The organism is Pseudomonas sp. Larv2_ips, from assembly GCF_963879675.1.
In the GTDB taxonomy this organism is placed as follows: domain Bacteria; phylum Pseudomonadota; class Gammaproteobacteria; order Pseudomonadales; family Pseudomonadaceae; genus Aquipseudomonas.
Window position 1 is genome coordinate 534,075 of sequence record NZ_CAWOAW010000031.1, and the last position, 23,453, is coordinate 557,527.

General features: G+C 61.6%; 20 protein-coding genes. 9 read left to right on the forward strand and 11 right to left on the reverse strand.

The features are described 5' to 3' along the window. The first annotated feature begins 92 nt into the window (after positions 1-92). Positions 93-1,037 (forward strand): LysR family transcriptional regulator, encoded by a 945-nt coding sequence (locus AACV02_RS27980; RefSeq protein ID WP_119738401.1) that lies wholly within the window; start codon positions 93-95, stop codon positions 1,035-1,037. A gap of 189 nt (positions 1,038-1,226) precedes the next feature. Continuing rightward, positions 1,227-2,834 carry an alkaline phosphatase family protein gene (locus tag AACV02_RS27985; RefSeq protein WP_119738248.1) on the forward strand — a complete coding sequence of 536 codons (1,608 nt, stop codon included), beginning with the start codon at positions 1,227-1,229 and terminating at the stop codon, positions 2,832-2,834. A gap of 125 nt (positions 2,835-2,959) precedes the next feature. Here the strand turns inward: AACV02_RS27985 and AACV02_RS27990 are convergent, their stop codons facing one another. Then, positions 2,960-3,865 (reverse strand): TauD/TfdA dioxygenase family protein, encoded by a 906-nt coding sequence (locus tag AACV02_RS27990; RefSeq protein WP_106577368.1) that lies wholly within the window; start codon positions 3,863-3,865, stop codon positions 2,960-2,962. A gap of 182 nt (positions 3,866-4,047) precedes the next feature. Here AACV02_RS27990 and AACV02_RS27995 point away from each other — a divergent pair, with 182 nt between their 5' ends. Further along, a complete protein-coding gene (locus AACV02_RS27995; RefSeq protein WP_119738250.1) occupies positions 4,048-4,968 on the forward strand; it encodes a LysR family transcriptional regulator in 921 nt (306 codons plus the stop codon). Between the two features lie 96 nt (positions 4,969-5,064). On the opposite strand, the gene AACV02_RS28000 is transcribed toward AACV02_RS27995, so the two are convergent. Next, on the reverse strand, positions 5,065-6,066 hold the full coding sequence (locus AACV02_RS28000) for an ABC transporter substrate-binding protein (RefSeq protein WP_119738252.1): 1,002 nt from the start codon (positions 6,064-6,066) through the stop codon (positions 5,065-5,067). 288 nt (positions 6,067-6,354) lie between these two features. Here AACV02_RS28000 and AACV02_RS28005 point away from each other — a divergent pair, with 288 nt between their 5' ends. Genes AACV02_RS28005 through AACV02_RS28015 form a run of 3 tightly spaced genes read left to right on the forward strand, consistent with a single transcriptional unit; the run spans position 6,355 to position 10,390 of the window. Next, the gene (locus tag AACV02_RS28005; protein ID WP_119738254.1) at positions 6,355-7,953 is read left to right on the forward strand and encodes an ABC transporter permease; all 1,599 of its coding nucleotides are present in this window, start codon (positions 6,355-6,357) and stop codon (positions 7,951-7,953) included. Then, positions 7,950-8,765, forward strand: a complete 816-nt coding sequence (locus tag AACV02_RS28010; protein ID WP_119738256.1) for an ABC transporter ATP-binding protein — start codon at positions 7,950-7,952, stop codon at positions 8,763-8,765. Before AACV02_RS28005 ends, AACV02_RS28010 begins: the two co-directional genes overlap by 4 nt. Positions 8,766-8,779: 14 nt before the next feature. After that, positions 8,780-10,390: an arylsulfatase gene (locus tag AACV02_RS28015; protein WP_119738258.1), complete on the forward strand. Its 1,611-nt coding sequence runs from the start codon at positions 8,780-8,782 to the stop codon at positions 10,388-10,390. Here AACV02_RS28015 and AACV02_RS28020 read toward each other — a convergent pair. After that, positions 10,362-11,441 carry a fatty acid desaturase gene (locus AACV02_RS28020; protein WP_119738260.1) on the reverse strand — a complete coding sequence of 360 codons (1,080 nt, stop codon included), beginning with the start codon at positions 11,439-11,441 and terminating at the stop codon, positions 10,362-10,364. The two genes, AACV02_RS28015 and AACV02_RS28020, sit on opposite strands and share 29 nt — an antisense overlap. Before the next feature lie 101 nt (positions 11,442-11,542). Here AACV02_RS28020 and AACV02_RS28025 point away from each other — a divergent pair, with 101 nt between their 5' ends. Next, positions 11,543-12,547, forward strand: a complete 1,005-nt coding sequence (locus AACV02_RS28025; RefSeq protein WP_119738262.1) for an AraC family transcriptional regulator — start codon at positions 11,543-11,545, stop codon at positions 12,545-12,547. 1,138 nt (positions 12,548-13,685) lie between these two features. Here AACV02_RS28025 and AACV02_RS28030 read toward each other — a convergent pair. Further along, positions 13,686-14,051: a response regulator gene (locus AACV02_RS28030; RefSeq protein WP_119738264.1), complete on the reverse strand. Its 366-nt coding sequence runs from the start codon at positions 14,049-14,051 to the stop codon at positions 13,686-13,688. 38 nt (positions 14,052-14,089) lie between these two features. Then, a complete protein-coding gene (locus tag AACV02_RS28035) occupies positions 14,090-14,776 on the reverse strand; it encodes a Crp/Fnr family transcriptional regulator (RefSeq protein WP_119738266.1) in 687 nt (228 codons plus the stop codon). A gap of 83 nt (positions 14,777-14,859) precedes the next feature. Here AACV02_RS28035 and AACV02_RS28040 point away from each other — a divergent pair, with 83 nt between their 5' ends. Beyond that, positions 14,860-15,387, forward strand: a complete 528-nt coding sequence (locus tag AACV02_RS28040; protein ID WP_106577358.1) for an Mpo1 family 2-hydroxy fatty acid dioxygenase — start codon at positions 14,860-14,862, stop codon at positions 15,385-15,387. Between the two features lie 120 nt (positions 15,388-15,507). Here AACV02_RS28040 and AACV02_RS28045 read toward each other — a convergent pair whose 3' ends face one another. The 6 genes from AACV02_RS28045 to dibA form a co-directional block, all read right to left on the reverse strand. Further along, positions 15,508-16,488 carry a sulfate/molybdate ABC transporter ATP-binding protein gene (locus AACV02_RS28045; RefSeq protein ID WP_106577357.1) on the reverse strand — a complete coding sequence of 327 codons (981 nt, stop codon included), beginning with the start codon at positions 16,486-16,488 and terminating at the stop codon, positions 15,508-15,510. A 3-nt stretch (positions 16,489-16,491) separates the two neighbouring features. Next, positions 16,492-17,364 carry a sulfate ABC transporter permease subunit CysW gene (cysW, locus tag AACV02_RS28050; protein WP_003218139.1) on the reverse strand — a complete coding sequence of 291 codons (873 nt, stop codon included), beginning with the start codon at positions 17,362-17,364 and terminating at the stop codon, positions 16,492-16,494. 13 nt (positions 17,365-17,377) lie between these two features. Further along, positions 17,378-18,196: a sulfate ABC transporter permease subunit CysT gene (gene cysT, locus AACV02_RS28055; protein WP_003218141.1), complete on the reverse strand. Its 819-nt coding sequence runs from the start codon at positions 18,194-18,196 to the stop codon at positions 17,378-17,380. Positions 18,197-18,396: 200 nt separating this feature from the next. Beyond that, positions 18,397-19,407, reverse strand: a complete 1,011-nt coding sequence (locus AACV02_RS28060) for a sulfate ABC transporter substrate-binding protein (RefSeq protein ID WP_106577355.1) — start codon at positions 19,405-19,407, stop codon at positions 18,397-18,399. A 75-nt stretch (positions 19,408-19,482) separates the two neighbouring features. Next, a complete protein-coding gene (oscA, locus tag AACV02_RS28065; protein WP_003170956.1) occupies positions 19,483-19,665 on the reverse strand; it encodes a sulfur starvation response protein OscA in 183 nt (60 codons plus the stop codon). A 303-nt stretch (positions 19,666-19,968) separates the two neighbouring features. Next, positions 19,969-21,879: a phosphodiesterase DibA gene (dibA, locus tag AACV02_RS28070; RefSeq protein ID WP_106577354.1), complete on the reverse strand. Its 1,911-nt coding sequence runs from the start codon at positions 21,877-21,879 to the stop codon at positions 19,969-19,971. A 165-nt stretch (positions 21,880-22,044) separates the two neighbouring features. Between dibA and desA the strand changes: the two genes are divergently transcribed. Further along, a complete protein-coding gene (desA, locus tag AACV02_RS28075) occupies positions 22,045-23,229 on the forward strand; it encodes a delta-9 fatty acid desaturase DesA (RefSeq protein ID WP_119738268.1) in 1,185 nt (394 codons plus the stop codon). Positions 23,230-23,453 lie beyond the last annotated feature (224 nt).

Genomic DNA, 23,453 nt, shown 5'->3' on the forward strand with positions numbered 1-23,453 from the left:
TTTACGAACATTTACTGCATAAGAGATAGCCTTTATAAGGAGTCGACCTAATGCATAGCCAATGCATTTCCCGGATATTTTTGATGTGGAAAATGCATATCGATCTGCGCCAACTTCGCCACTTCATCGCCCTCGCTGAACAGCGCAGTTTTGTCGCGGCAGCGTTGGCCGTGAACCTCTCGCAGTCGGCCTTCAGCCGCAGTATCCAGGCGCTGGAACACAGCGCCGGGTGCCAACTCGTGGACCGTGGCCGCAAGGACCTGGCGCCCACCAAGCAAGGCCAGGTGCTGCTCGAACATGCGCGTCGGCTGGTCAGCGGCGCGCAGCAACTGGCCAACGAGATCAGCCAGTTCAATGGCCTTGAGGCCGGTGAATTGCGCTTCGGCTGCGGCCCGGCACCGGCGGCCGGGTTGATCCCGCGCGCCATCGGCAGTTTTATCGGGCGTTACCCCAAGGCGCGCGTGCAGTTCCAGGTGGATGACTGGCAAAGCCTGAGCAAGCGCCTGCTCAGCGAAGAGTTCGAATTTTTCGTCGCCGATACCCGCCACTTCGAAGCCAACCCGGACTATCACACCCACCGCCTGCGCGCGCGGCGCTGGTATTTCTGCTGCCGCGCCGGGCACCCGTTGGCCACGCGCAGCAGCGTGAGCGCCGCCGAGCTGATGAGCTATCCATTGGCCGTGACCCTCCGCCCGCCGAACCTGCGCAAGGTCATTGTCGACCTCAGCGGCCGGCCGGATTACCTGCCCAATGTGGAATGCGAAAACGGCTACAGCCTGATGGGCGTGGTGCTGCGTTCGGACGCTATCGGCATCGTCAGCGCCAACAGCGATGTGCTGCACATGGCGCGGAGCGAGTTGGTGTGTTTGACCATTGATGGGCTGGCGGAAGACCTGGAGGAGCGTTACACCCGCTATGGCATTGTCAGCCGCGCGGGGTATCGATTGTCGCCGCTGGCCGAAGCGATGATCGAGCAGATCAAGCAGATTGATGAGTTGGATGAGGATGTGTGTGCATTGGAGAATGTCGCTGTTTGAGTAGACGCCTTCGCGAGCGAGCCCGCTCCCACAGTTGAACGCATTCCAAATGTGGGAGCGGGCTTGCTCGCGAAGGCGTCAGCAGTAGCACCCATGCATTCCCTGCATAAAACCCAGTCCTCAAATGCACTTGCCAGTGCCCCTGCGAACAGCGAAAACCGTCACCTTTGTTCTGTTCGGTGAAGCCCCATGTCCCAACCCAACCCCGTGCGCAACGTGCTCTACATCATGTGCGACCAACTGCGCCGCGATTACCTGTCGTGCTACGGCCATGCGCATTTGCACACGCCGAATATCGACCGCCTCGCCACTGCCGGCGTACGCTTCAGCCGGGCCTACACCCAGGGCACCATTTGTGGGCCGTCGCGAATGTCGGCCTACACCGGGCGCTATGTCAGCAGCCATCAGGTGGCGTGGAACGCGGTGCCGCTGCCGCTGGAAGAGCTGACGATTGGCGATTACCTGCGCCCCCATGGCATCCGCACTGCCCTGGTCGGCAAGACCCACGCCACGCCGAATCTGGACGCCCTGCAACGTCTGAATATCGCCCCCCACAGCGCGCAGGCCGAGCCGCTGAATGAGGTCGGGTTTGACGCGTACATGCGCCACGACGGCATTTACCCTGACAGCCCACTGTTCGAGGACAAACGCGAGTCCGCGCCGTACACCCATTACCTGCGTGAACAAGGCTACGACGGCAGCAACCCGTGGCATGAATGGGCCAATGCCGCCGCCGGTGAAAACGGTGAAATCCTCAGCGGCTGGCACATGCGTCACTCAGGCAAGCCTGCGCGCGTGGCGCAGGAGCATTCGGAAACGGTCTACACCACCGACCGCGCCATCGACTTTATCGCCGAACAAGGCGAGCAGCCGTGGTGCCTGCACCTGTCCTACATCAAGCCGCACTGGCCCTATATCGCTGCGGCGCCGTACCACGCGCTGTATGGCGCCGAGCATGTCCAGGCGCCCATTCAACCTGAACACACCAGCGATCACCCGGTTTACCACGCCTTCCGCCAGCACCAGGAGAGCCTGAATTTCTCCCGTGATGAGGTGCGGTTGACGGTGATTCCCACCTACATGGGGCTGATCAAACAGGTCGACGATCAACTCGGGCGGCTGTTCGATTTTCTGCAAAGCAATGGCCGTTGGGACGACACGCTGATCGTGTTCACCAGCGATCACGGCGACTTTCTCGGCGACCACTTCCTCGGTGAAAAGGAGTTCTTGCTGGAGCCTGCGGTGGGCGTCCCGCTGATCGTGCGCGACCCGCGCGCCAGCGCCGACATCAGCCGTGGTTCAGTGGACGCACGCCTGGTGGAAACCATCGACGCCCTGCCGACCTTCCTCGACGCCCTGGGTTTGCCGGCGGCTGACCACCGCCTGGAGGGTCGTTCGCTGATCCCGCTGCTGCACGGCAAAGACATCACTTGGCGCAACTACGCCATCGCCGAATACGACTATGCGTTCCAGGCCCCGGCCCGCGAGCGTCTGGAACAGCCCATCGACCGTTGCCGCATGACCATGGTGCGCAGCGAGCGCTGGAAGTACCTGGCGTATGACGGCTTTCGCCCACAGCTGTTTGATCTTCACAATGACCCGCAGGAATTACACGACCTGGGGGCCGATCCGGCCTATACGGCGGTGCGCGAAACGCACCTGGGCTATCTGTTCGAGTGGCTGCGTGGGTTAAAGCGGCGCACCACCATCAGCCACGCGGAGATTGATCGGCGTGGCCAAGGGTTTCGGTATGGTGAGCCGGAGGCGGAAAAAGTGGTGCAGATAGGCGTCTGGTAAACACCACACACCAATGTGGGAGCGGGCTTGCTCGCGAATGCAGTCTGTCAGTTGATACATACATCGACTGACACTGCGCATTCGCGAGCAAGCGCGCTCCCACATTTTTGATCGCCAAACTTAGCCTAGAGCCCCTTTGTGGTCTGGCTACGCTGCCCCTGCACACCCACCGGCACGTCGCCCTTGAGCGTTACCCGGCGCACGATGCGTTCCTGGGTGCCGTAGTCATCCACCGCGTAATGCTGGGTGGCGCGGTTGTCCCAGATCGCCACGTCGCCGGCATTCCAGCGCCAGCGCACGGTGTTTTCCAGGCGGGTGACGTGGCTTTGCAGCAGGTTGAACAGCTGCGTCGAGTCCGCCTGGGAATAGCCTTTGAGGCGCTTGACGAAGTGCCCCAGCAGCAAGGTTTTCTCGCCGCTGACCGGGTGCACGCGCACCACCGGGTGTTCGGTCTCGTACACCGTGGAGGTGAACACCTTGCGGTATTCCTCAAGCTTTTCGACCGATACATCCGGCTTGCGCCCGGCGTAGTCGTACTCGTTGCTGTGTATCGCCCACAGGGTGTCGGCGAGGGCGCGCAGCTCGACGCTGAGGTCGTTGTAGGCGCTGGACGTGTTGGCCCACACGGTGTCGCCGCCGGATTTTGGCGCCAGCACCGACCGCAGGATCGAGGCTTTCGGGTAGGCGTCAACGAAGGTCACGTCAGTGTGCCAGGAGTTGGCGCGCTGGCCGCGCGTGCCATCCAGTTCCAGCAGGAACCGCGTGCCGTCGCGCACCGGCACGGTGGGGTGGGCAATCGGCTCACCGAGCAGGTGAGCGAAGGCTTCCTGGCTCTGGTCGTCGAGGTGGGTCTGCTCACGAAAGAAGATCACTTTGTACTGCACCAGCGCTTGCTGGATCGCGTCGACGGTGGCGGCATCCAGGTCACCGGACAGTTTGATGCCACGGATCTCGGCGCCGATGCGGCCAGCGACCGGGTGGATGTCCAGCGCCTGGGCGACGGGTTGAACAGCTAATGCGGCGTTGCTCATGGTGAAGACCCTCATGTGCCTGCTGATGGTGGGGATGCCTTCCGGCAACGCTCTATTGATATGCATTTTAGATCTAGCAAATGAATCAATGCTTCGTTGACGGAATAAGAGCTTGCATTTAAAACCTCAGCTCCCTCGGTCGCAAATGCCTTCGACCTATTTTTCAGATGCCGGGAAAGCATATGGATCTTCGCCAACTGCGCTACTTCATCGCCCTCAACGAACACCGCAGTTTCGTGCGTGCAGCGGACGCCATGGGCATCACCCAGCCCGCCTTCAGCCGCAGCATTCAAGGGCTGGAGCAAGAGTTCGGCTGTGTGCTGGTCGATCGCGGCAACAAGGATCTGCGCCCCACGCCCGAGGGCCAGGTGGTGCTGCAACACGCCTTGAGCCTGGTGCATGGCGCCGCCCTGCTGAGCAGTGAAGTGACGCGCATGACCAAACTCGACGCCGGTGACCTGCGCTTTGGCACCGGGCCGGCGCCGGCCGTGAAACTGGTGCCGGATGCGGTGGCGCGGTTTATCGGTGCGCACCCGAAAATCCGCACCAGCTTCCAGGTGGACAACTGGGAGAAACTCAGCCGCGCCCTGAGCCGTGAAGAGATCGAATTCTTTATCGCCGACATTCGCCAGTTCGAAGCCGACCCGAACTTCCAGACCCGCGCACTGACGCCCAAGCGCGGGGTGTTTTTTTGCCGACCGGGGCATCCGTTATTGGCCAAGGACAGCTTGTCGACCAACGACATGTTCGACTACCCGCTGGCCTCACCGTTGATCTCCCAGGGCATCCGAAAATTGTTGGCGAACCTGAGTGGGCGCATGGACTTTTCACCGAGCATTCAGACCGAGCATTTCCCGGCGCTGGTGAAGATCGTGCTGCAGTCCGATGCGATTGGGGTGGGCACGGAAGAGGCGTTTGCCGAAGACATCGCCCAGGGCTCGCTGGTGCTGCTGCACTGGCGCAACCTGCCGCAGAACCTGGAGACCATGAGCGCGCGCTGCGGGATTGTCAGCCGCACCGGGTCGCGGTTGTCGCCGGCGGCGAAGGCGATGATCGAGACGCTGGTGGAGGTGGACAGGCAGCAGGTGAGCGTGGCGATTTGAAGGCCTCATCGCGGGCAAGCCCGCTCGCCCATTGGAAGGCGTTCCCCTGTGGGAGCGGGCTCGCCTGCGATAGCGATAACCCAGCCACCACCAGGCTCAGCGCCCCGCCGCCGCCAGATTGGGCGCCACCCAATCGCTCACCTGAAACGGCTTGCGGATCAGCCGCTCTTTGGACGCCAAGTCCACCGCGTCCTGCAATTTGCCGAGGAACACCGGGTCCAGGGTCGAGGGGAAAATCTCGCTGAGCTTCTGGTCTTTCAGATCGTTGGTCAGGATCACCGGCGGGTAACTGGCCAAACCCGACACCAGGTCGATGTAAGCCTGCTTGTTGTTGTCATCGGTCAACCACTGCACCGCCTGCTGCTGGGCCTTGAGCAAGGTGGCCACGGCTTGCGGGTGTTCATCCACAAACTTGGCACTGCCCACCAGCACCGCCTGCACGCTGCCGGCGCCACCGATGTCCTTGGTGGTCAGCGGTATCTCGGCCAGGCCCTTGGCTTGCAGCGCCGTGAGGCCTGAACCGCCCCAGGTGGCGTCAATCTGTTTGGCGGCCAGGGCGGCAATGGCGGCGCTGAAGTCCAGGTTGATGACTTTCAGGTCCTTCTCACTCAAACCCTGGCTGGCCAGCGCGGTGTCGAATGACAACTGGCTGGCCGTGCCGCGGAACACGGCGACGCGCTTGCCCTTGAGGTCTTGCAAGGTCTTGATGCCGGAGCCTGGCACCACGGCGAGGTAATGCTTGACGCCGCGCGCCGATGCACTGAGCAAGCGCGTGTCCAGGCCATTGGAGCGACCGATGATCGCCGCCAGGTCGCCCAGGTAAGCCAGGTCCACCTGGCCGTTGGCAAAGGCCTCATTGATCACCGGGCCTGCGCCCTTGAAATAATTCCATTGAATCTTGATGCCCTGGTCGGCAAAGGCCTTTTCGAAGATCTGCTGGCTTTGCAGTACATCGGTTACCCCGCCGCCGCTGTGCTGGCTGCCCGCACTGAGGTCGGGCACGGCGATGCGAATTTCCGTGAGATCGGCAGCCTGCACCAACCCGGCCAGGGCAGTGCCGGCGAACAGGCTGATCAGACGTTTGAAGGGCAGTTTCATAAGCGCAGCTCCTGGTGGGCGACGGTCGCCTGGGGAGCAGAAAGTAGGCACAGGCCGATCAAAACTTTAAATACTATAAATTCACAATTTAATAGCTTTTGGGACTATGCGAGCTAAAACGCAGGCTCCAGAGGGATATGCATAAACAGCATCGAAAATATTCTTCGAATGCATTGGATGCGTGTCGGACAGAGGCTTTAAATGATTTTTCTTATCTCACAATCATCTTGTTTGCATTTTTCTAAGATCGAAATCACATAACGCCCACGGCGACAACGGAGGTCTTCCATGGCCCGAATTTCACTTCTGAGCCTACCTCTGGCGGCCCCCGGCAAAGACGCCGCGCTGCGTTGGCCGAAGCTGAGCGAACGCCTCATACCTTGGCTGCTGCCGCTGGCACTGTTTGCGCTGTGGTGGCTGGCCAGCCGCAATCACTGGATGAGCCAGCAGATTCTGCCGCCGCCCTCGCTGGTCTGGAGCAGCGCAGTGGAACTGGCCAGCGGCGAGTTGTGGAGCCATCTGGCGATCAGCGTGCAGCGTTTGTTCTGGGGGCTGCTGGCCGGTGTCGGCGCAGGCGCGTTGCTGGGCGCGCTGTTGGGGTTCAGCGCCCGGGCGGAGCGCCTGATATTTCCAACCTTCAGCGCGTTGTCGCAAGTGCCGACCCTGGCATGGATTCCGCTGTTCATGGTGTTTTTCGGCATCGGCGAAACGCTGAAACTGGTGGTGCTGGTCAAGGCAATCGTCGTGCCCGTCACCCTGCATACCTTGGTCGGCGTGCGTGATGCCCAGCCCAACCTGCGTGAAGCCGCTCGCGTGCTGCGCCTGCCCCCGCACCTGTTGATCCGCCGCCTGATCCTGCCCGCCGCGCTGCCGGCATTCATGGCCGGTGTATGCCTGGCCCTGGCGGCGGGCTGGACGTCGTTGCTGGCGGTGGAGTTGTTGGCGTCCAGTGAAGGCATCGGCTACCTGATGGTCTGGGCGCGCCAGTTGTTCATGCTCGACATCGTGTTCGTGTGCATCGTGGTCATCGGCGTGCTGGGCGTGGTGATGGATCGTGGCATCGGCTGGCTGGATCGCAAATGGGTGCACTGGCCGCACCCGGCCACCGCGCAGATTCGTCGCGGGCCGCGCTATCAAGGCTGGCAGCGCCTGCAACCGTGGTTACTGCCGCTGCTGTTGGTAGCGCTGTGGCAGATGGCGACGCAGCATGGCTGGGTGGACGCCAATATTCTGGTCAGCCCATGGGCGGTGCTGCAAACCACTGGCGCCGGCGTGCTGGATGGCAGCCTGTCCGGTGCCCTGGTCAAAAGCCTGGGCCGCACACTGGGCGGCCTGCTGCTGGGCGGCGGCCTGGGCTTTGCCATGGGCCTGTGGCTGGGGCTGTCGCGGCGCAGTGAGCGCGTACTCGGCCCGACCTTGGCCGCGCTGCGCCAGATCGCGATTTTTGCCTGGGTGCCATTGCTCACCGCGTGGTTTGGCCTGGGCGAGTTGGCCAAGTCAGTATTTATCGCACTCGCCGCGTTTTTCCCGCTGTTTATCGCCACCCAACGCAGCGTGCTCAACCTGTCGCCGCAACTGCGCGAAGCGGCGCAAGTGCTGCGCCTGAACCTGTTGCAACGCCTGCGCCGTCTGGTGTTGCCGGGCGCGGCGGCGGGGATTTTCGCCGGCCTGCGCCTGAGCCTGATCTACGCCTGGCTCGGCACCATCGGCGCGGAATACTTCATGCCGTCCAATGGCGGCATCGGCAGCCTGATGATCGGCGCCCAACAGCTGCTGCGCATGGACGTGATCATGGGCGGCATGCTGCTGGTCGGCCTTACCGGCGCCACGCTCAATTTTATCGGCCAACGCATCGAAACCCGCGCCACCCGCTGGAGACACGCATGAACGCACCTATCGTCCGCTTCAACCATGTGGGCAAGTCCTTCGACGTCGACGGCTTTGAGCTGGAGGCTATTCGCGAATTCAACCTGGAGATTGCCGAGAGCGAATTCGTCGCGATTGTCGGCTCCAGCGGCTGCGGCAAATCCACCCTGCTGCGCCTGTTGGTGGGGCTCGACACGCAGTTTCGCGGCGACATCCAGGTCGACGGTAAGGCCGTAAACGGCATCGGCGGCGAGCGCGGCATTGTGTTCCAGGAGCACCGCCTGTTCCCCTGGTTGACCGTGGCGCAAAACATCGGCCTGGGCCTGGTCAACGAGCCGCTGAGCGAAGCCGAGCGCAACCGGCGCATCAGCGACTTTATCGAGCTGGTGGGCCTGAGCGACTTTACCCGCGCCTATCCCCATCAGCTGTCCGGCGGCATGGCGCAGCGTGTGGCGATCGCCCGTGGCCTGGTCGCCAGCCCGCGCATCCTGCTGCTGGACGAGCCGTTCGGCGCCCTCGACGCGCTGACCCGCCAACAAATGCAGGACGAGCTGTTGGCGATCCGCGCGCGCGCCAAGATCACCACGGTGTTGGTGACCCACGACGTGGAAGAGGCGATTTTCCTCGCCGACCGCGTGGTGGTGATGGAGCCTCGGCCTGGGCGGATCAAGCAAATCGTCGATATCGCCCTGCCCCATCCGCGCCAGCGCAGCAGCTTCGAGTTCCACCAGCTGCGCGAAGAACTGCTGCATGAACTGATCAGCGATGACCACTATCAGCCGCCGGTGCGCGAACAGATTCGCGACCTGCCGCTGGCCTTTATTGCCTGCTGAAGAGGAGTGCCGTGATGCCGCAACGTCCCAATTTTCTCGTGATCCTGGCCGATGACATGGGTTTTTCCGACCTCGGTGCGTTCGGCGGGGAAATCTCTACGCCGCACCTGGATGCCCTGGCGCTCAAGGGTCTGCGCCTGACCGACTTCCACACCGCGCCGACCTGCTCCCCCACGCGTTCGATGCTGCTGACCGGCACCGACCATCACATCGCCGGCATCGGCACCATGGCCGAGGCGCTTACGCCGGAGCTGATCGGCAAACCGGGTTACGAGGGCTACCTCAACGACAACGTCGTGGCGCTGCCGGAGCTGCTGCGCGAGGCCGGTTACCAGACCTTGATGAGCGGCAAATGGCACCTGGGCCTCACCGCCGAACGGGCGCCGCATGCGCGGGGTTTCGAGCGGTCGTTTTCACTGTTGCCCGGCGCGGCCAACCACTATGGATTCGAGCCAACCTACGACGACGACACGCCAGGCCTGCTCAAATCCACCCCGGCGCTGTACATCGAGGACGACACCTTCGTCGAGCAACTGCCCGAGGGGTTCTATTCCTCCGATGCGTTTGGCGACAAGCTGCTGCAGTACCTCAAGGAGCGCGACCAGGCGCGGCCGTTCTTCGCTTACCTGCCGTTTTCGGCGCCGCATTGGCCGTTGCAGGCGCCGGCGGACATTGTCGAAAAATACCGTGGCCGCTACGACGCCGGTCCCGAAGCGCTGCGCCTGGAACGCCTGGAAAAGCTCAAGGCGCTGGGGTTGATCGACGCCGATGTCGAGCCCCACCCGCTGATCGAGCTGAACACCCAATGGGCGGCCTTGAGCGATGAACAGCGCCAGCTCTCGGCCCGCGCGATGGAAGTGTATGCGGCGATGGTGGAGCGCATGGACTGGAACATCGGCCGGGTGGTGGAGTACCTGCGCCGCCAGGGGCAACTGGACAACACCTTCATCGTGTTCATGTCCGATAACGGCGCCGAGGGCGCGCTGCTGGAAGCCTTCCCCAAGTTCGGGCCGCAGCTGCTGACCTATCTCAACCAGCATTACGACAACAGCCTGGAGAACATCGGCCGCGCCAACTCTTACGTCTGGTACGGGCCGTCATGGGCGCAGGTGGCGACCGCGCCGTCGCGGCTGTTCAAGGCGTTTACCACCGAGGGCGGCATTCGGGTGCCGGCGCTGGTGCACTACCCGCCACTGGCGCTCAACGGGCGCATCAGCCATGGGTTTGGCACGGTGATGGATATTACGCCGACGATTCTGGACCTTGCCGGTGTACGCCACCCTGGCAAGCACTGGGGCGGCAAGCCGGTGGCGCCGTTGCGGGGCAAGTCGTGGCTGGGCTTTTTGTCCGGCGAGACCGCCCAGGTGCACGACGAACATACCGTCACCGGCTGGGAGCTGTTCGGCCGCCGCGCGATTCGCCAGGGCCAGTGGAAAGCCGTGTACATCCCAGGCCCGGTAGGGCCGGCGACGTGGCAACTGTATGACCTGGGCCAGGACCCCGGAGAAATCCATGATCTGGCTTCAAGCCACCCGGACAAACTCGACACCTTGATCGGCCACTGGCAGCAGTACGTGGACGAAACCGGCGTGGTGCTCAGCGCGTCGCCGTTTCAGCCGGATTGAGCCCGGCCTGTGTGCGGGCCTGCGGTTCCAGGCGGTTGGCCCGCGCGAAGGTACCGAAATCGTTGAAGCGCACGCCCATCTCGCGCATCACCTTGTGCGCCACGCTGGCAGTCATCTGGCGAATGTAAAACGGCTCTTTCACCACAAAATGGTGGATGCCATGGGTGCTGCCGAAGTTGAAGCAAAACGCCTGCAGCGGCCACATCCACCAAGGGTTCAGCACCTGGGTTTGCTGGATCACGTTGCCCAGCTCCACATCACCGTAGTAGTGCATGTTGGAGCTGACAAAGTGCAGGCAGAAGGTGCGCAGCACGTTGGGGCCGATGATCACCACAGCAGCGATGTCGATCACCTGCATCACCTGCAAGGTGCCGGCTGACCAGGCGATCGGCGCGCCCATCAGGCTGGCGACACCATTGGCCGCATGAAAGCCCAAAAACACATACCACGCGCCCCAATGCAGCAGCGCCAAGGGCGCGTACACCAACAGCGAGCGCTTGAGGATGTTGAATGTGTGCTTCCAGGTCCGGGCGCGCAGCATGCGGATGAATGCCGACATGAGGTTGTCACCCACCATCAACAACCGTGCGAGGCCCCACGGTTCGCCATTGGTGATGGCGCGTTCTTCCATATCGGTCTCGGTGCCGGACACCTTGTGGTGATTGAGGTGCAAATGCCGGCGTATCCACGGGTTGATGGTGCTCGGCCGCGCCAGCCATACCAGGCCCATCATCAGGTTGTGGGGCAGACGTTGCTTGCGAAAGTACATGCTGTGGATCAGGTCATGTTCCAGCTCGTGGGTCAGCGAGGCGAGGAAGCCATTGAGCAGCAGGCAAACCCACCACGCCATGTGGCCGGTGATGTAGAGCGCCGCCGAGCCGAGCATGCCCAGCAAGGCAAACGCCAGAATGCCCGCGCCCAGGGCGTCGTGGTGCCGCAGCCAGGGGTGCTGCTGGCGTAATCTGGCCCCTTCGGCGAGCACCACGTCACGGATATGCGCCGAACGCTGTTGTGCGTTCATCTGCTGGGGACTTGCAGAAGTACCGTCCATGCTTCCATCCTCTTGGTTATTGATCGATGCATCCTGGCCCAAGCGGTGCGCCAGGGCATCAGCCCCACACGCCAACCTGTTGACCGCAAGCGCCAATCGTCATGCCCGAAGCCACTTCCCTCGCCAGCTGGACCCGCGCCCTGCGCAAGCAGCTCGACGCCCTGGACCTCGACAGCGCCGCGCTGTGCGCGCAAGCCGGGCTCGACCCGCAGCTGATGGACGACCCCAACGCCCGCTATCCGTTGTCGGCCACCACGCGGTTATGGGCACTGGCCGTGCAGGCCAGCGGCGACCCGGCCATCGGCTTGCGGGTGTCGCGGTTTGTCAGCCCGACCACCTTTCATGCGCTGGGTTATGCGTTGGTGGCCAGCGGCAGCCTGCGCGAGGTGTTCGAGCGGATCGTGCGTTATCACCAGGTGGTCAGCGATGCGCTGACGCTGGAGCTTAGTCGAGAGGGCGAGCGCTATTGCTTTCGCCTGCTGCAACCCGTCGGCAGCCCGGCACCGGCGCTGGAAGCGATTGATGCGTTTGCAGCGATCTATGTGCGCACCTGCCGAAATCGGCTGGGCCGTGAGTACGCGCCGCTGGCGGTATACCTGCAACGCCCGGAGCCGGCCGACCCCACGCCGTGGCACACGGTGTTTCGCGCACCGGTGTTCTTTGGCGCCGAGGAAGACCGCCTGGAGTTTGCCGCGCGAGACTTCGACAGCCACTTGGATGACGCCAACCCGGAGTTGGCCGAACACAATGAAACCGTGCTCAAACGCACCCTCGCACAGCTGCAACCGCTGACCTGGGAGCGCAAGGTGCGCGCGGCCATCGAGGCGCAATTGCCGGAGGGTGAGCCGAGTGCCGAACGGATCGCCCAGGCGTTGCATTTGAGTTTGCGCAGCTTGCAACGGCATCTGGCCGATGAGGGCTGCCGGTTTGACGCGTTGCTCAATGAGTGTCGGGAAAATCTCGCGCTGCTGCACTTGCGGGACCCGCAGTGTTCATTGGCCGAAATCAGCCATTTGCTTGGGTTTGCCGATACCAGCAGTTTCAATCGCGCGCTCAAGCGCTGGACGGGAATGACACCGGGGCAGTTTCGGGATGGGTTGCGCTAGGTCGGGCCTCTTCGGGGGCAAGCCCCCTCCCACATTTTTGATGTGTGAATGCAGGCAAAAGTGGGAGCGGGCTTACCCGCGAAGGCGGTGGATCAGGCCATGCAACCCTGGATCAATCAGCGCCTTCGGGGGCAAGCCCCCTCCCACATTTTGATGTGTGAATACAGTCAAAGGTGGGAGCGGGCTTGCTCGCGAAGGCGGTGGATCAGGCCATGCAAATCCTGGATCAATCAGCGCCTTCGGGGGCAAGCCCCCTCCCACATTTTGACCTGTGAATGCAGCCAAAAGTGGGAGCGGGCTTGCCCGCGAAGGCGGTGGATCAGGCCGGGCAATCCTGGACCAATCAGCGCCTTCGGGGGCAAGCCCCCTCCCAAATTTTGATGTGTGAATGCAGTCAAAGGTGGGAGCGGGCTTGCTCGCGAAGGCGGTGGATCAGGCCATGCAATCCTGGCTCAATCAGCGCCTTCGGGGGCAAGCCCCCTCCCACATTTTTGATGTGTGAATGCAGGCAAAAGTGGGAGCGGGCTTGCCCGCGAAGGCAGTGGATCAGGCCATGCAACCCTGGATCAATCAGCGCCTTCCGGGGCAAGCCTCCTCCCACATTTTCATGTGTGAATGCAGTCAAAGGTGGGAGCGGGCTTGCCCGCGAAGGCGGTGGATCAGGCCATGCAATCCTGGATCAATCAGCGCCTTCGGGGGCAAGCCTCCTCCCACATTTTGATGTGTGAATGCAGTCAAAGGTGGGAGCGGGCTTGCTCGCGAAGGCGGTGGATCAGGCCATGCAATCCTGGCTCAATCAGCGCCTTCGGGGGCAAGCCCCCTCCCACATTTTGATATGTGAATGCAGTCAAAAGTGGGAGCGGGCTTGCTCGCGAAGGCGGTGGATCCGGCCATGCAATCCTGGATCAATCAGCGCCTTCGGGGGCAAGCCCCCTCCCACATTTTTGATGTGTGAATGCAGTCAAAGGTGGGAGCGGGCTTGCTCGCGAAGGCAGTGAATCAGGCCATGCAAGTCCTGAATCAATCAGCGCCTTCGGGGGCAAGCCCCCTCCCACATTTTGATGTGTGAATACAGTCGAAGGTGGGAGCGGGCTTGCTCGCGAAGGCGGTGGATCAGGCCATGCACATCCTGGATCAATCAGCGCCCACGATCGCGGCGCAGTAACTTTCTTGCCCGCGCCGCCAGCGCCTTGGCATCAAACGGCTTGAGCAAATAATCATCTTCATGCAATTCCAACCCGCGCAGCCGGTCTTCAATCCCGCCCGGCGTGGTCAGGAACAACACCGGCGTCTCGCCCTTCAACCGAATAGCCTGCTGCAACTTCCAGGCGTTCAAGCCCGGCAGCATCACATCCAGAATCACCAGCTCGTACTCGGTACTCTCCACGAAGCGCAAGGCCGCCATGCCATTGGCTGCGACCTCCACGGTGTAGCCGGCCTCGTTCAAACCTCGGGCCATCCGCTGTGCCTCTTCGGTTTCATGTTCCACTAACAGCACGCGCATAACACACCTCGATTGATCAGGCTTGCAGGCTAACACCCTCAGGTGTGCGCCGCCTCACGCAAGCGATGAGCATCGAGGATTTCAATTTCCCCATAGCCCAGGCGCACGACGCCTTGGGCTTGCAAGTCCTTGAGCAAGGCGTTGGTGGTCTGGCGTGACAGGCTCAACATCGCCGCCAGGTCTTCCTGGGGCAGTTGCAGCACGCGTTTTGACTGCTCGGTATCGCCGTAACCTTCAACAATCATCAGTAAACGGTGCGCCAGCCGCACCGAGGCCGGCATCAGGCTCAGGTGCTCGATATTGATAAAACTCAGGCGCAGTTTCTGGCTCATCAGCAAAGCCAGGTCGCGCCAGTACGGCGGGGACTCGTCAAGGATGTTCAGCAACGCCTGCTGCGGCACCTGCAACAGCGTGCACGGCCCCACCGCGCAGGCATCGTGGGTACGCGGCAAGCCGTCGAACAGGCAGATTTCGCCGAACCAATATGGCCGCTCTACCAGGCTCAACAGCGCTTCCTTGCCGTGTTCGTTCACCGCGCTGATGCGCAGCGTGCCGTCGAGCACGGCATACAGGCCACAAGGCGGGTCGCCGCGCTTGAACAGGTATTGCCCCGCCGCCAGCTGGCGCTGCCGGGCACTGGTCAGCAGGCTATGCTGAAAAGAGGCAGGCAAGTGACTGAACCAATGACCGCTGGCCAGCTGCGAGCGCCATTTCTCTGTGTCCATGCGAACTCCGAAGATTGTCGCCCAGCTGACAGTCAGTCACAGGCCGGCAAGGCATGATCAAGCATCCTACAGGAGGAACAACAATGAAAAGCCTCGTCGAGCACCTCAGTCAATACGCCGCCTACCACCGCGACCCGCGCAATATCGCCAGCCACTTTGTCGGCATCCCGTTAATCGTCGTCGCCGTGGCGGTGCTGCTTTCACGTCCTGAATGGCCGGTCGGCAGCTTGTGGATATCTCCAGCGGTGATCCTCGCGTTGTTCTCGGCCGGGTTTTACCTGCGCCTGGAACTGGCGCTGGGCGTGCTGATGACGCTGCTGATGGGCTTGTCGGTCTGGGCCGGGCACGTGTTGGCGGCGCAGAGCACGCTGGTGTGGCTCAGCAGCGGCATAGGGATGTTTGTGGTGGGCTGGGTGATTCAGTTTATCGGCCACTATTACGAGGGCAGGAAGCCCGCGTTTGTGGACGACGTGTCGGGGCTGATCGTCGGACCACTGTTTGTGGTCGCGGAGTTGGCGTTTTTGCTGGGGTTGCGGCATGACCTCAAGGAACAGATTGAGGCGCGGTCCGGCCCGGTAGAACGCCGCGATCTAAAGCCGAGCAAGGTCTGAATGTGGGAGCTGGCTTGCCTGCGATGCAGGCACCTCGGCGTGTCAGTCACACCGCAGTGATGCTATCGCAGGCAAGCGGCTCCCACACAAGCCCGCTCCCGCATGGGTATTGCGGTGTCTTCAAGCTTTTTGCCAGACCTTGGGCTTGAAGAACAGGGTCTCGCCACGCGCCAGGCCCGTCAGGCTGTCGTGGTCCTTTACCACTTCAGCTTCGATCAGCTCGCTTTGGCCTTCGACCTTCAGCGTTACCCGAGTGGTAGCGCCCAACGGCCGAATATCACGCACTTCAGCCGCGTGGTGATCTTCCAGTTCATGGCGCGACAACGACACTTCATGCGGGCGGAACAGCACGTGCTTGTCCTCGCCCAGATGCAGGCGGTTGGAATCACCCAGGAAGTGGTACACAAAATCGCTGGCCGGGTTTTCGTAGACTTCGCCCGGTGAACCGATCTGTTCGATCACGCCCTTGTTCATCACCACAATGCGGTCGGCGACTTCCATGGCCTCTTCCTGGTCGTGGGTCACGAACACCGAGGTCAGGTTGATGTCTTCGTGCAGACGCGCCAGCCAGCGGCGCAGCTCTTTACGCACCTTGGCGTCGAGGGCGCCGAACGGTTCGTCCAGCAGCAGCACTTTGGGCTCGACCGCCAGGGCGCGGGCCAGGGCGATACGCTGGCGCTGGCCACCGGAGAGTTGTTCCGGGTAGCGATCAGACAGCCAATCCAGTTGCACCATGTTCAGCAGCTCGTGAACCTTGACCGCAATCTGGCTTTCGTTCGGGCGCTGGTTTTTCGGTTTCATGCGCAGGCCGAAAGCGACGTTGTCGAACACGGTCATGTGGCGGAACAACGCGTAGTGCTGGAACACAAACCCCACGTTGCGATCACGCACGTCGTGGCCGGACACGTCTTCACCGTGGAACACGATGCTGCCGTCATCCGGAGTTTCCAGGCCGGCAATGATGCGCAGCAAGGTGGTCTTGCCGCAGCCGGACGGGCCCAGCAACGCCACCAGCTCGCCACTCTGGATGTCCAGATTGATGCTGTTCAGGGCCTTGAAGGCGTTGAAATTCTTGCTGACATTACGGACTTCAATCGACATGACTTATTCCTCACCGGCGCTTTTGCGCAGGCGGTTGATACGGTTCTCGCTCCACTGCTTGAGCAGCAGGATGAAGAGCGCCAGGATCAGCAACAGGCTCGCGACGGCAAACGCGGCAACGTGGTTGTATTCGTTGTAGAGGATCTCGACGTGCAGCGGCAGGGTGTTGGTCACGCCGCGAATGTGGCCGGACACCACCGACACCGCGCCGAACTCACCCATCGCCCGTGCGGTACACAGCACCACGCCGTAGATCAGGCCCCACTTGATGTTCGGCACGGTCACGTGCCAGAACATCTGCCAGCCATTGGCACCGAGCAGGCGCGCGGCCTCTTCTTCCTGGGTGCCCTGCTCCTGCATCAGCGGGATCAGTTCACGGGCCACGAACGGCACCGTCACGAAGATGGTCGCCAGCACAATGCCCGGCAAGGCGAAGACGATCTGGATGTCGTGATCTTGCAACCACGGGCCGAAAAAACCCTGGGCGCCGAACATCAGCACGTAGACCAGACCGGCAATCACCGGCGACACAGAGAATGGCAGGTCGATCAGCGTGACCAGAATGCTCTTGCCACGGAACGAGTATTTGCTCACGCACCAGGCGGCGCTGACGCCGAACACCACGTTGAGCGGCACCGAAATCACCACGGCGATCACCGTCAGCTTCAGTGCCGACAGCGCATCGGGTTCCAGGATCGCGGTGAAGAACGCGCCAAGGCCGTTTTTCAAACCCTGGGACACCACGATAAACAGCGGCAGCAGCAGGAACAGGAAGAACACCAGCCAGCCGAGGCTGATCAGGATGCGTCGCGACACTGCGCTGCCACGACGGGCGGCGTTGGCCGAAGACGCGGCGGAAATAGACGATTGGGACATGTTCCGCGCCTCCTTATGGGTGTTCGATGCGCCGCTGCAGCAAGTTGATCAGCAGCAGCAAAACAAAGGAAACCACCAGCATCAGCACACCGATGGAGGTGGCGCCGTGGTAGTCGTACTGGTCGAGCTTGACCATGATCAGCAGCGGCAGGATTTCGGTTTTCATCGGCATGTTGCCTGCGATGAAAATCACCGAGCCGTATTCACCAACGCCTCGGGCGAAGGCCAGTGCGAAGCCGGTCAGCCAGGCGGGCAGCAACGCAGGCACGAGGATGTAGCGGAACACCTGCAATGGCTTGGCGCCCAGGCAGGCGGCGGCTTCTTCGATTTCCCGGGGGATATCGGCCAACACCGGCTGCACCGTGCGCACCACGAATGGCAGCGTGACGAAGGTCAGCGCCAGGGTGATGCCCAGCGGGGTGTAAGCGATTTTGAAGCCCAGGTCCGCGGCGAACTGGCCGACCAGGCCGGTGGGCGTGTAGAGCGCAGTCAGTGCGATACCGGCGACGGCGGTGGGCAGGGCGAAAGGCAGGTCGATCATCGCATCGATGATTTTGCGGCCGGGGAAGGTGTAGCGCACCAACACCCAGGCCAGCAGCGTACCGATCACGCCGTTGATGATGGCGGCATACAGCGCCGTGCCGAAGCTCAATTTCAACGCCGCCAGCACACGCGGTGCCGAGATGATGTTCCAGAACTGATCCCAAGTGAGTTGAGCGGCATGTACAAACATCGCCGCCAGGGGGATGAGTACGATCAGGCTGAGGTACACCACGGTGTAGCCCAGCGTCAGCCCGAAGCCGGGTATGACGGGGGAAATACGACGCGACATAAGAGTCCTTGGTTAAAGGGTAGAAACCACTGTAGGAGCGCACTCTCTGTGGGGGCTGGTTTTACTGTGGGAGCCGGGCTTGCCCGCGATGCAGGCACCTCGGTGTGTCAGACACACCGCGGTGATGCTATCGCAGGCAAGCCAGCTCCCACAGAAGCCCAGCGCCTACAGAAAATCAGGCTCCTACAGTTTAATTTGGCTTACTGCGCCGAATAGATCTGGTCGAACACGCCACCGTCATTGAAGAATTTCGGTTGGGCAGTTTTCCAGCCGCCGAAGTCTTTGTCGATAGTCACCAGGTCCAGTTTCGGGAACTGCTGGGCGTATTTGGCGGCGACTTTCTCATCGCGTGGGCGGTAGAAGTTTTTCGCCGCAATCTCCTGGCCAGCGGGGCTGTACAGGTGCTTGAGGTATTCGGTGGCGATTTCGGTGTTGCCCTTTTTCTCGGCGTTCTTGTCGACCACGGCCACTGGCGGCTCGGCGAGGATCGACAGCGAAGGTACAACGATGTCGAACTTGTCGGCGCCGCCGTCTTCTTTCAGCGCCAGAAACGCTTCGTTTTCCCAGGCCAGCAACACGTCACCCTGACCGTTGTTGACGAAAGTGATGGTCGAACCGCGAGCGCCGGTGTCGAGGATCGGCACGTGCTTGAACAGCTCCTTCACGTATTCCTGGGCCTTGGCTTCGCTGCCGCCGGCTTTCAGGCCATAGGCCCAGGCGGCGAGGAAGTTCCAGCGGGCGCCGCCGGAGGTTTTCGGGTTCGGGGTGATGACGGAAACGTCTTTCTTGATCAGGTCGCCCCAATCCTTGATGCCTTTGGGGTTGCCTTTGCGCACCAGGAACACGATGGTCGAGGTGTAGGGCGTGCTGGCGTCCGGCAGGCGGGTTTGCCAGTTTTCCGGCAGGGTCTTGCCCAATTTGGCGATTTCGTCGATGTCGCCGGCCAGGGCCAGGGTCACCACATCGGCGCGCAGGCCGTCGATCACCGCACGGCCTTGCTTGCCCGAACCACCGTGTGATTGCTGGATCTTGACGTTGTCGCCGGGGTGGGACTGTTTCCAGAAGGTGGTGAACTCAGCGTTATAGTCCTGGTACAGCTCACGGGTCGGGTCATACGAGACGTTGAGCAACTCGTAGTCTTTGGCAACAGCGGAACCGGCAAACACGGCACTGGCCAGTGCGGCCAGGGCGTAACGGCGAATCGACGACATAGAAGGCTCCTGAAATTCTGGGGTGTTGGCTTTTTCTTATAGTTGCGGGTCTAGCATGCGAATCGCCGTTGTTGCTCAGCTCGGTTTGTTACCCGGGTTCTGCAAACGGAATTTTTCCTTGCGTTCGATCTGGACCACTTGGGCGTTATGCACAGTGATTTCCACCGCGCCAAACCGCAGGTCGCGCAAGGCGCTCTGGATCTCACGCAAAATGGCTGCTTCGTCCTGGCCGTCGACGCTACGTAGAGATGCGCTCATGGTCTCGCTCCTGAAATGAATAGTGCCTGGCAGTGGCGGCACTGCTTGCGGCGTGAGGGCGATAGTAGATAAGCGCGGATATTCTTAAAAATACTATTTAAGAATGTTTATATAACCAGAAAGAATTTTCTGGCAGGACGTGGGGTTGCGAAGGTTTTGGTACTGAAAATACTGATACCCCGGCGCTGCTTAACCCTGTGGGAGCCGGGCTTGCCCGCGATGGCGGTGTGTCAGGTACGAAATATTTCGCCTCAAAGGCCCTCATCGCGGGCAAGCCCGGCTCCCACATTGACCGAGTTTTGCCTATCGGATAGCAGGTGCCCGCTGCCAATCAATCTCCTGTGCCGGCATCGGCCGCCCAAACCAGTACCCCTGCCCCATATCGCATGCCTGCTCCAACAAGAACCGCGCCTGTTCCACTTGCTCGATGCCTTCGGCGTGCACCTGCATGCCCATGCTTTTCGCCAGGGCGATCACCACGCGCACAATCGCCGCATCGTCCTCATCCCATGGCAGCCCGGCGACAAAACCCTGGTCGATCTTGAGCTTCTGCACCGGCAGGCGCTTGAGGCGCAGCAGTGACGAATAGCCGGTGCCAAAATCGTCGATGGCCAGGCGCAAGCCCAGCTCCCGCAGGCGGTGCAGCTGCTCAAGGGCAACTTCCGGATCATCCATTACCGCGCTTTCGGTGACCTCCAACTCAAGAAACGCCGGATCGAGGCCGGTGGCGTGCAGCACCTGGGCGACTTGCTCGTACAGCTCGCGCCGGGCAAACAGCCGGCTGGAGACATTCACCGCGATAAAACTCAACGGCGCGCCATCGGCCAGCCATTGGCACATCTGGCGGCAGGCCTGGTCCATGACCCAGGCGTCGATGTCGGCAATCAGCCCGGTACGTTCGGCGATGGGGATGAAATCGCCGGGTGGCACCAGACCGCGCTCCGGATGCTGCCAACGCACCAGCGCTTCGACGCCGATCAGGCGGCTGCCCTGCAGGTGATGCACCGGCTGGTAATACACGCGCAGCTCGTGCTGGTCGAGGGCGCGGCGCAGTTCGCTGGCGATTTCCACGCGGTTCTGTGCATGGGCGGTCAGCTCTTCGGTGTACAGCGCGTAGCTTTCGCGCCCGGCACTCTTGGCTTTGAACAGCGCGGAATCGGCATTGCGCAGCAACTGCTGGGCGCTCAGGGCATCGCTGGGGAACAGGCTGATACCGATGCTGGCGCTGATAAACAGTTGATGGCCGTCAAAGATGAACGGCTGCTTCATCGCATCGAGCATGCGCTGGGCCAGCGCGGCGGCCTGCACCACCTGTGGACAACTTTCGGCGAGCACGGCGAACTCGTCGCCGCCCAGGCGCGCCAGGGTCACGCCGGGGCCGAACAGGCCCTTGAGCCGCTCGCCGACCGCTTTGAGCAACTGGTCGCCGACGTTATGGCCGAGGCTGTCGTTGATGATCTTGAAGTGATCCAGGTCCAGCAACAACAAGGCACAGCCACGTTTGTGCACTTGCGCCGAGGCCAGCGCCTGCTCGGCGCGGTCGGTGAACAGCAGGCGGTTGGGCAGGTCGGTGAGCGGGTCGTGATGGGCGAGGTGCGCCAGTTCGTGCTCGGAATCCTTAATTGCGCTGATATCGGAAAACACCGCGACGTAATGGCTGACCTTGCCTTGGTCATCCTGGATGACGCGGATGGTTTGCCACTGTGGATAAATTTCGCCGCTTTTGCGCCGGTTCCAGATTTCGCCGCTCCATTCGCCGGTGCGTTCCAGGGTCTGGAACATCTGTTGGTAAAAATTCGACGAATGGCGCCCGGACTTGAACAAGCTTGGTCGCTCGCCCATGACATCTTCGCGGCGATAGCCGGTGATCTCGATAAACGCCCGATTGACGTGCACGATCAGCCCCTGGGCGTCGGTGACCAGCACGCCTTCGCGGGTGCAATCGAACACGGCAGCCGCCTGGCGCAGGCGCTCGCGGTTTTCTTTCAGCGGCTGCTGCAGCTGGTGAGCACGGGCAAAACGGGCGCAAATCAGCGACAGGGTCAGCGCGCTGAGCCCCACCCAGACATAGCCGCGCACCTGCAGCCAGCGCTCCAATTCCCAAGGGTCATCGAGAAAGTCGATCAATAGATGATGGCTGAGCTGGAGCCACGCAATGGAAACCAGCAGGTATACCAGCCCCACACGCAGGGCACCTCGGTATGAAAACAGCATATGGTCAGTAATCCTTACCAAAAAACAAAATCGCCCTACAAAGGCTGCGGATTATAGAATAAGAAACATCCAGTCACTTCTATCTGAAAGGGCGGCTGGTTTTCTCTGTAGGCTTAGTGATAATGCGTGAGCTGCTTTTTTCTTTATCTGAGGGCCATACAGCCTATGTGGTACAACGGTTTTCTTGACTTGTCAGCCTGGCAACTGGTGGCAGTCACTCTGTTGATGACCCACGTGACCATCGTTGGGGTCACGGTTTATCTACACCGCTATTCAGCCCATCGCTCCCTGGAGCTCAATGCCGGCCTGAAACACTTCTTCCGCTTCTGGCTGTGGCTGACCACGGCGCAGAACACCCGCGAGTGGACCGCCATCCACCGCAAACACCACGCCAAATGCGAAACCGTCGACGACCCGCACAGCCCGGTCGTCAAAGGCCTGTCCACCGTGTTGCGCAAAGGCGCCGAGCTGTACCGCGCCGAAGCCGAAAACCCGGAGACCCTGCGCATCTACGGCAAAAACTGCCCGGACGACTGGATCGAGCGCAAAATCTATACGCCTTACCCGCTGCTGGGCGTGGCGATCATGGGCGTCATCGACCTGCTGCTGTTCGGCACCATCGGCATCACCATCTGGGCGATCCAGATGATGTGGATTCCGTTCTGGGCTGCCGGCGTGATCAACGGCCTGGGGCATGCCGTGGGCTATCGCAACTTCGAATGCCGTGACGCGGCGACCAACCTGGTGCCGTGGGGCATCATCGTCGGCGGCGAAGAGCTGCACAACAATCACCACACCTACCCCAATTCAGCCAAGCTGTCGGTGAAGAAGTGGGAGTTCGACCTGGGTTGGGCGTGGATCAAAGTCTTCAGCTTCCTGCGCCTGGCCAAGGTGCAGCGCGTTGCCCCCATCGCCCACCGTGTCGAAGGCAAAGGCCATCTGGACATGGACACCGCCATGGCGATCCTCAACAACCGCTTCCAGATCATGGCCCAGTACCGCAAGTTGGTAATCGGTCCGCTGGTCAAGCAAGAGCTGGAAAAGGTCGATCACTCGGTGCGTCACCAGTTCCACCGGGCCAAACGCCTGCTGTCGCGTGAAACCAGCTTGCTCGATGACCGCCACCACGTGCGTATCCAGAGCCTGCTGGAACACAGCCATGCGCTCACCGTGATCTACGAGAAGCGCCTGGCGCTGCAGCAGATCTGGCTGAAAACCAGCTCCAATGGCCACGACATGCTGGCAGCGATCAAGGAATGGGTGCACGAGGCCGAGGCCAGCGGCATTCAGTCCCTGCGCGATTTTGCCCACCAACTGAAGACCTACTCGCTGCGTCCTGCAGCGGTCTGATCAGGCATTCACAGCCCGCTCGTACGAGCGGGCTGGCCGAAGGCGGCGGGGTTGGCCCTGGCAGGCGGGCTTGCTGTGGCAAACCTGCTCGCCATGGCAAGCCCCTCGCCACAAGGGGCATCCTCGCCACCGTAAAACTAATCACTAAAACCAACCTATTCACCACGAAAATCGGCCTACAACCGGTTTCTGACGTCATTTCTTAGTCAGGCTGTTCACGGAAC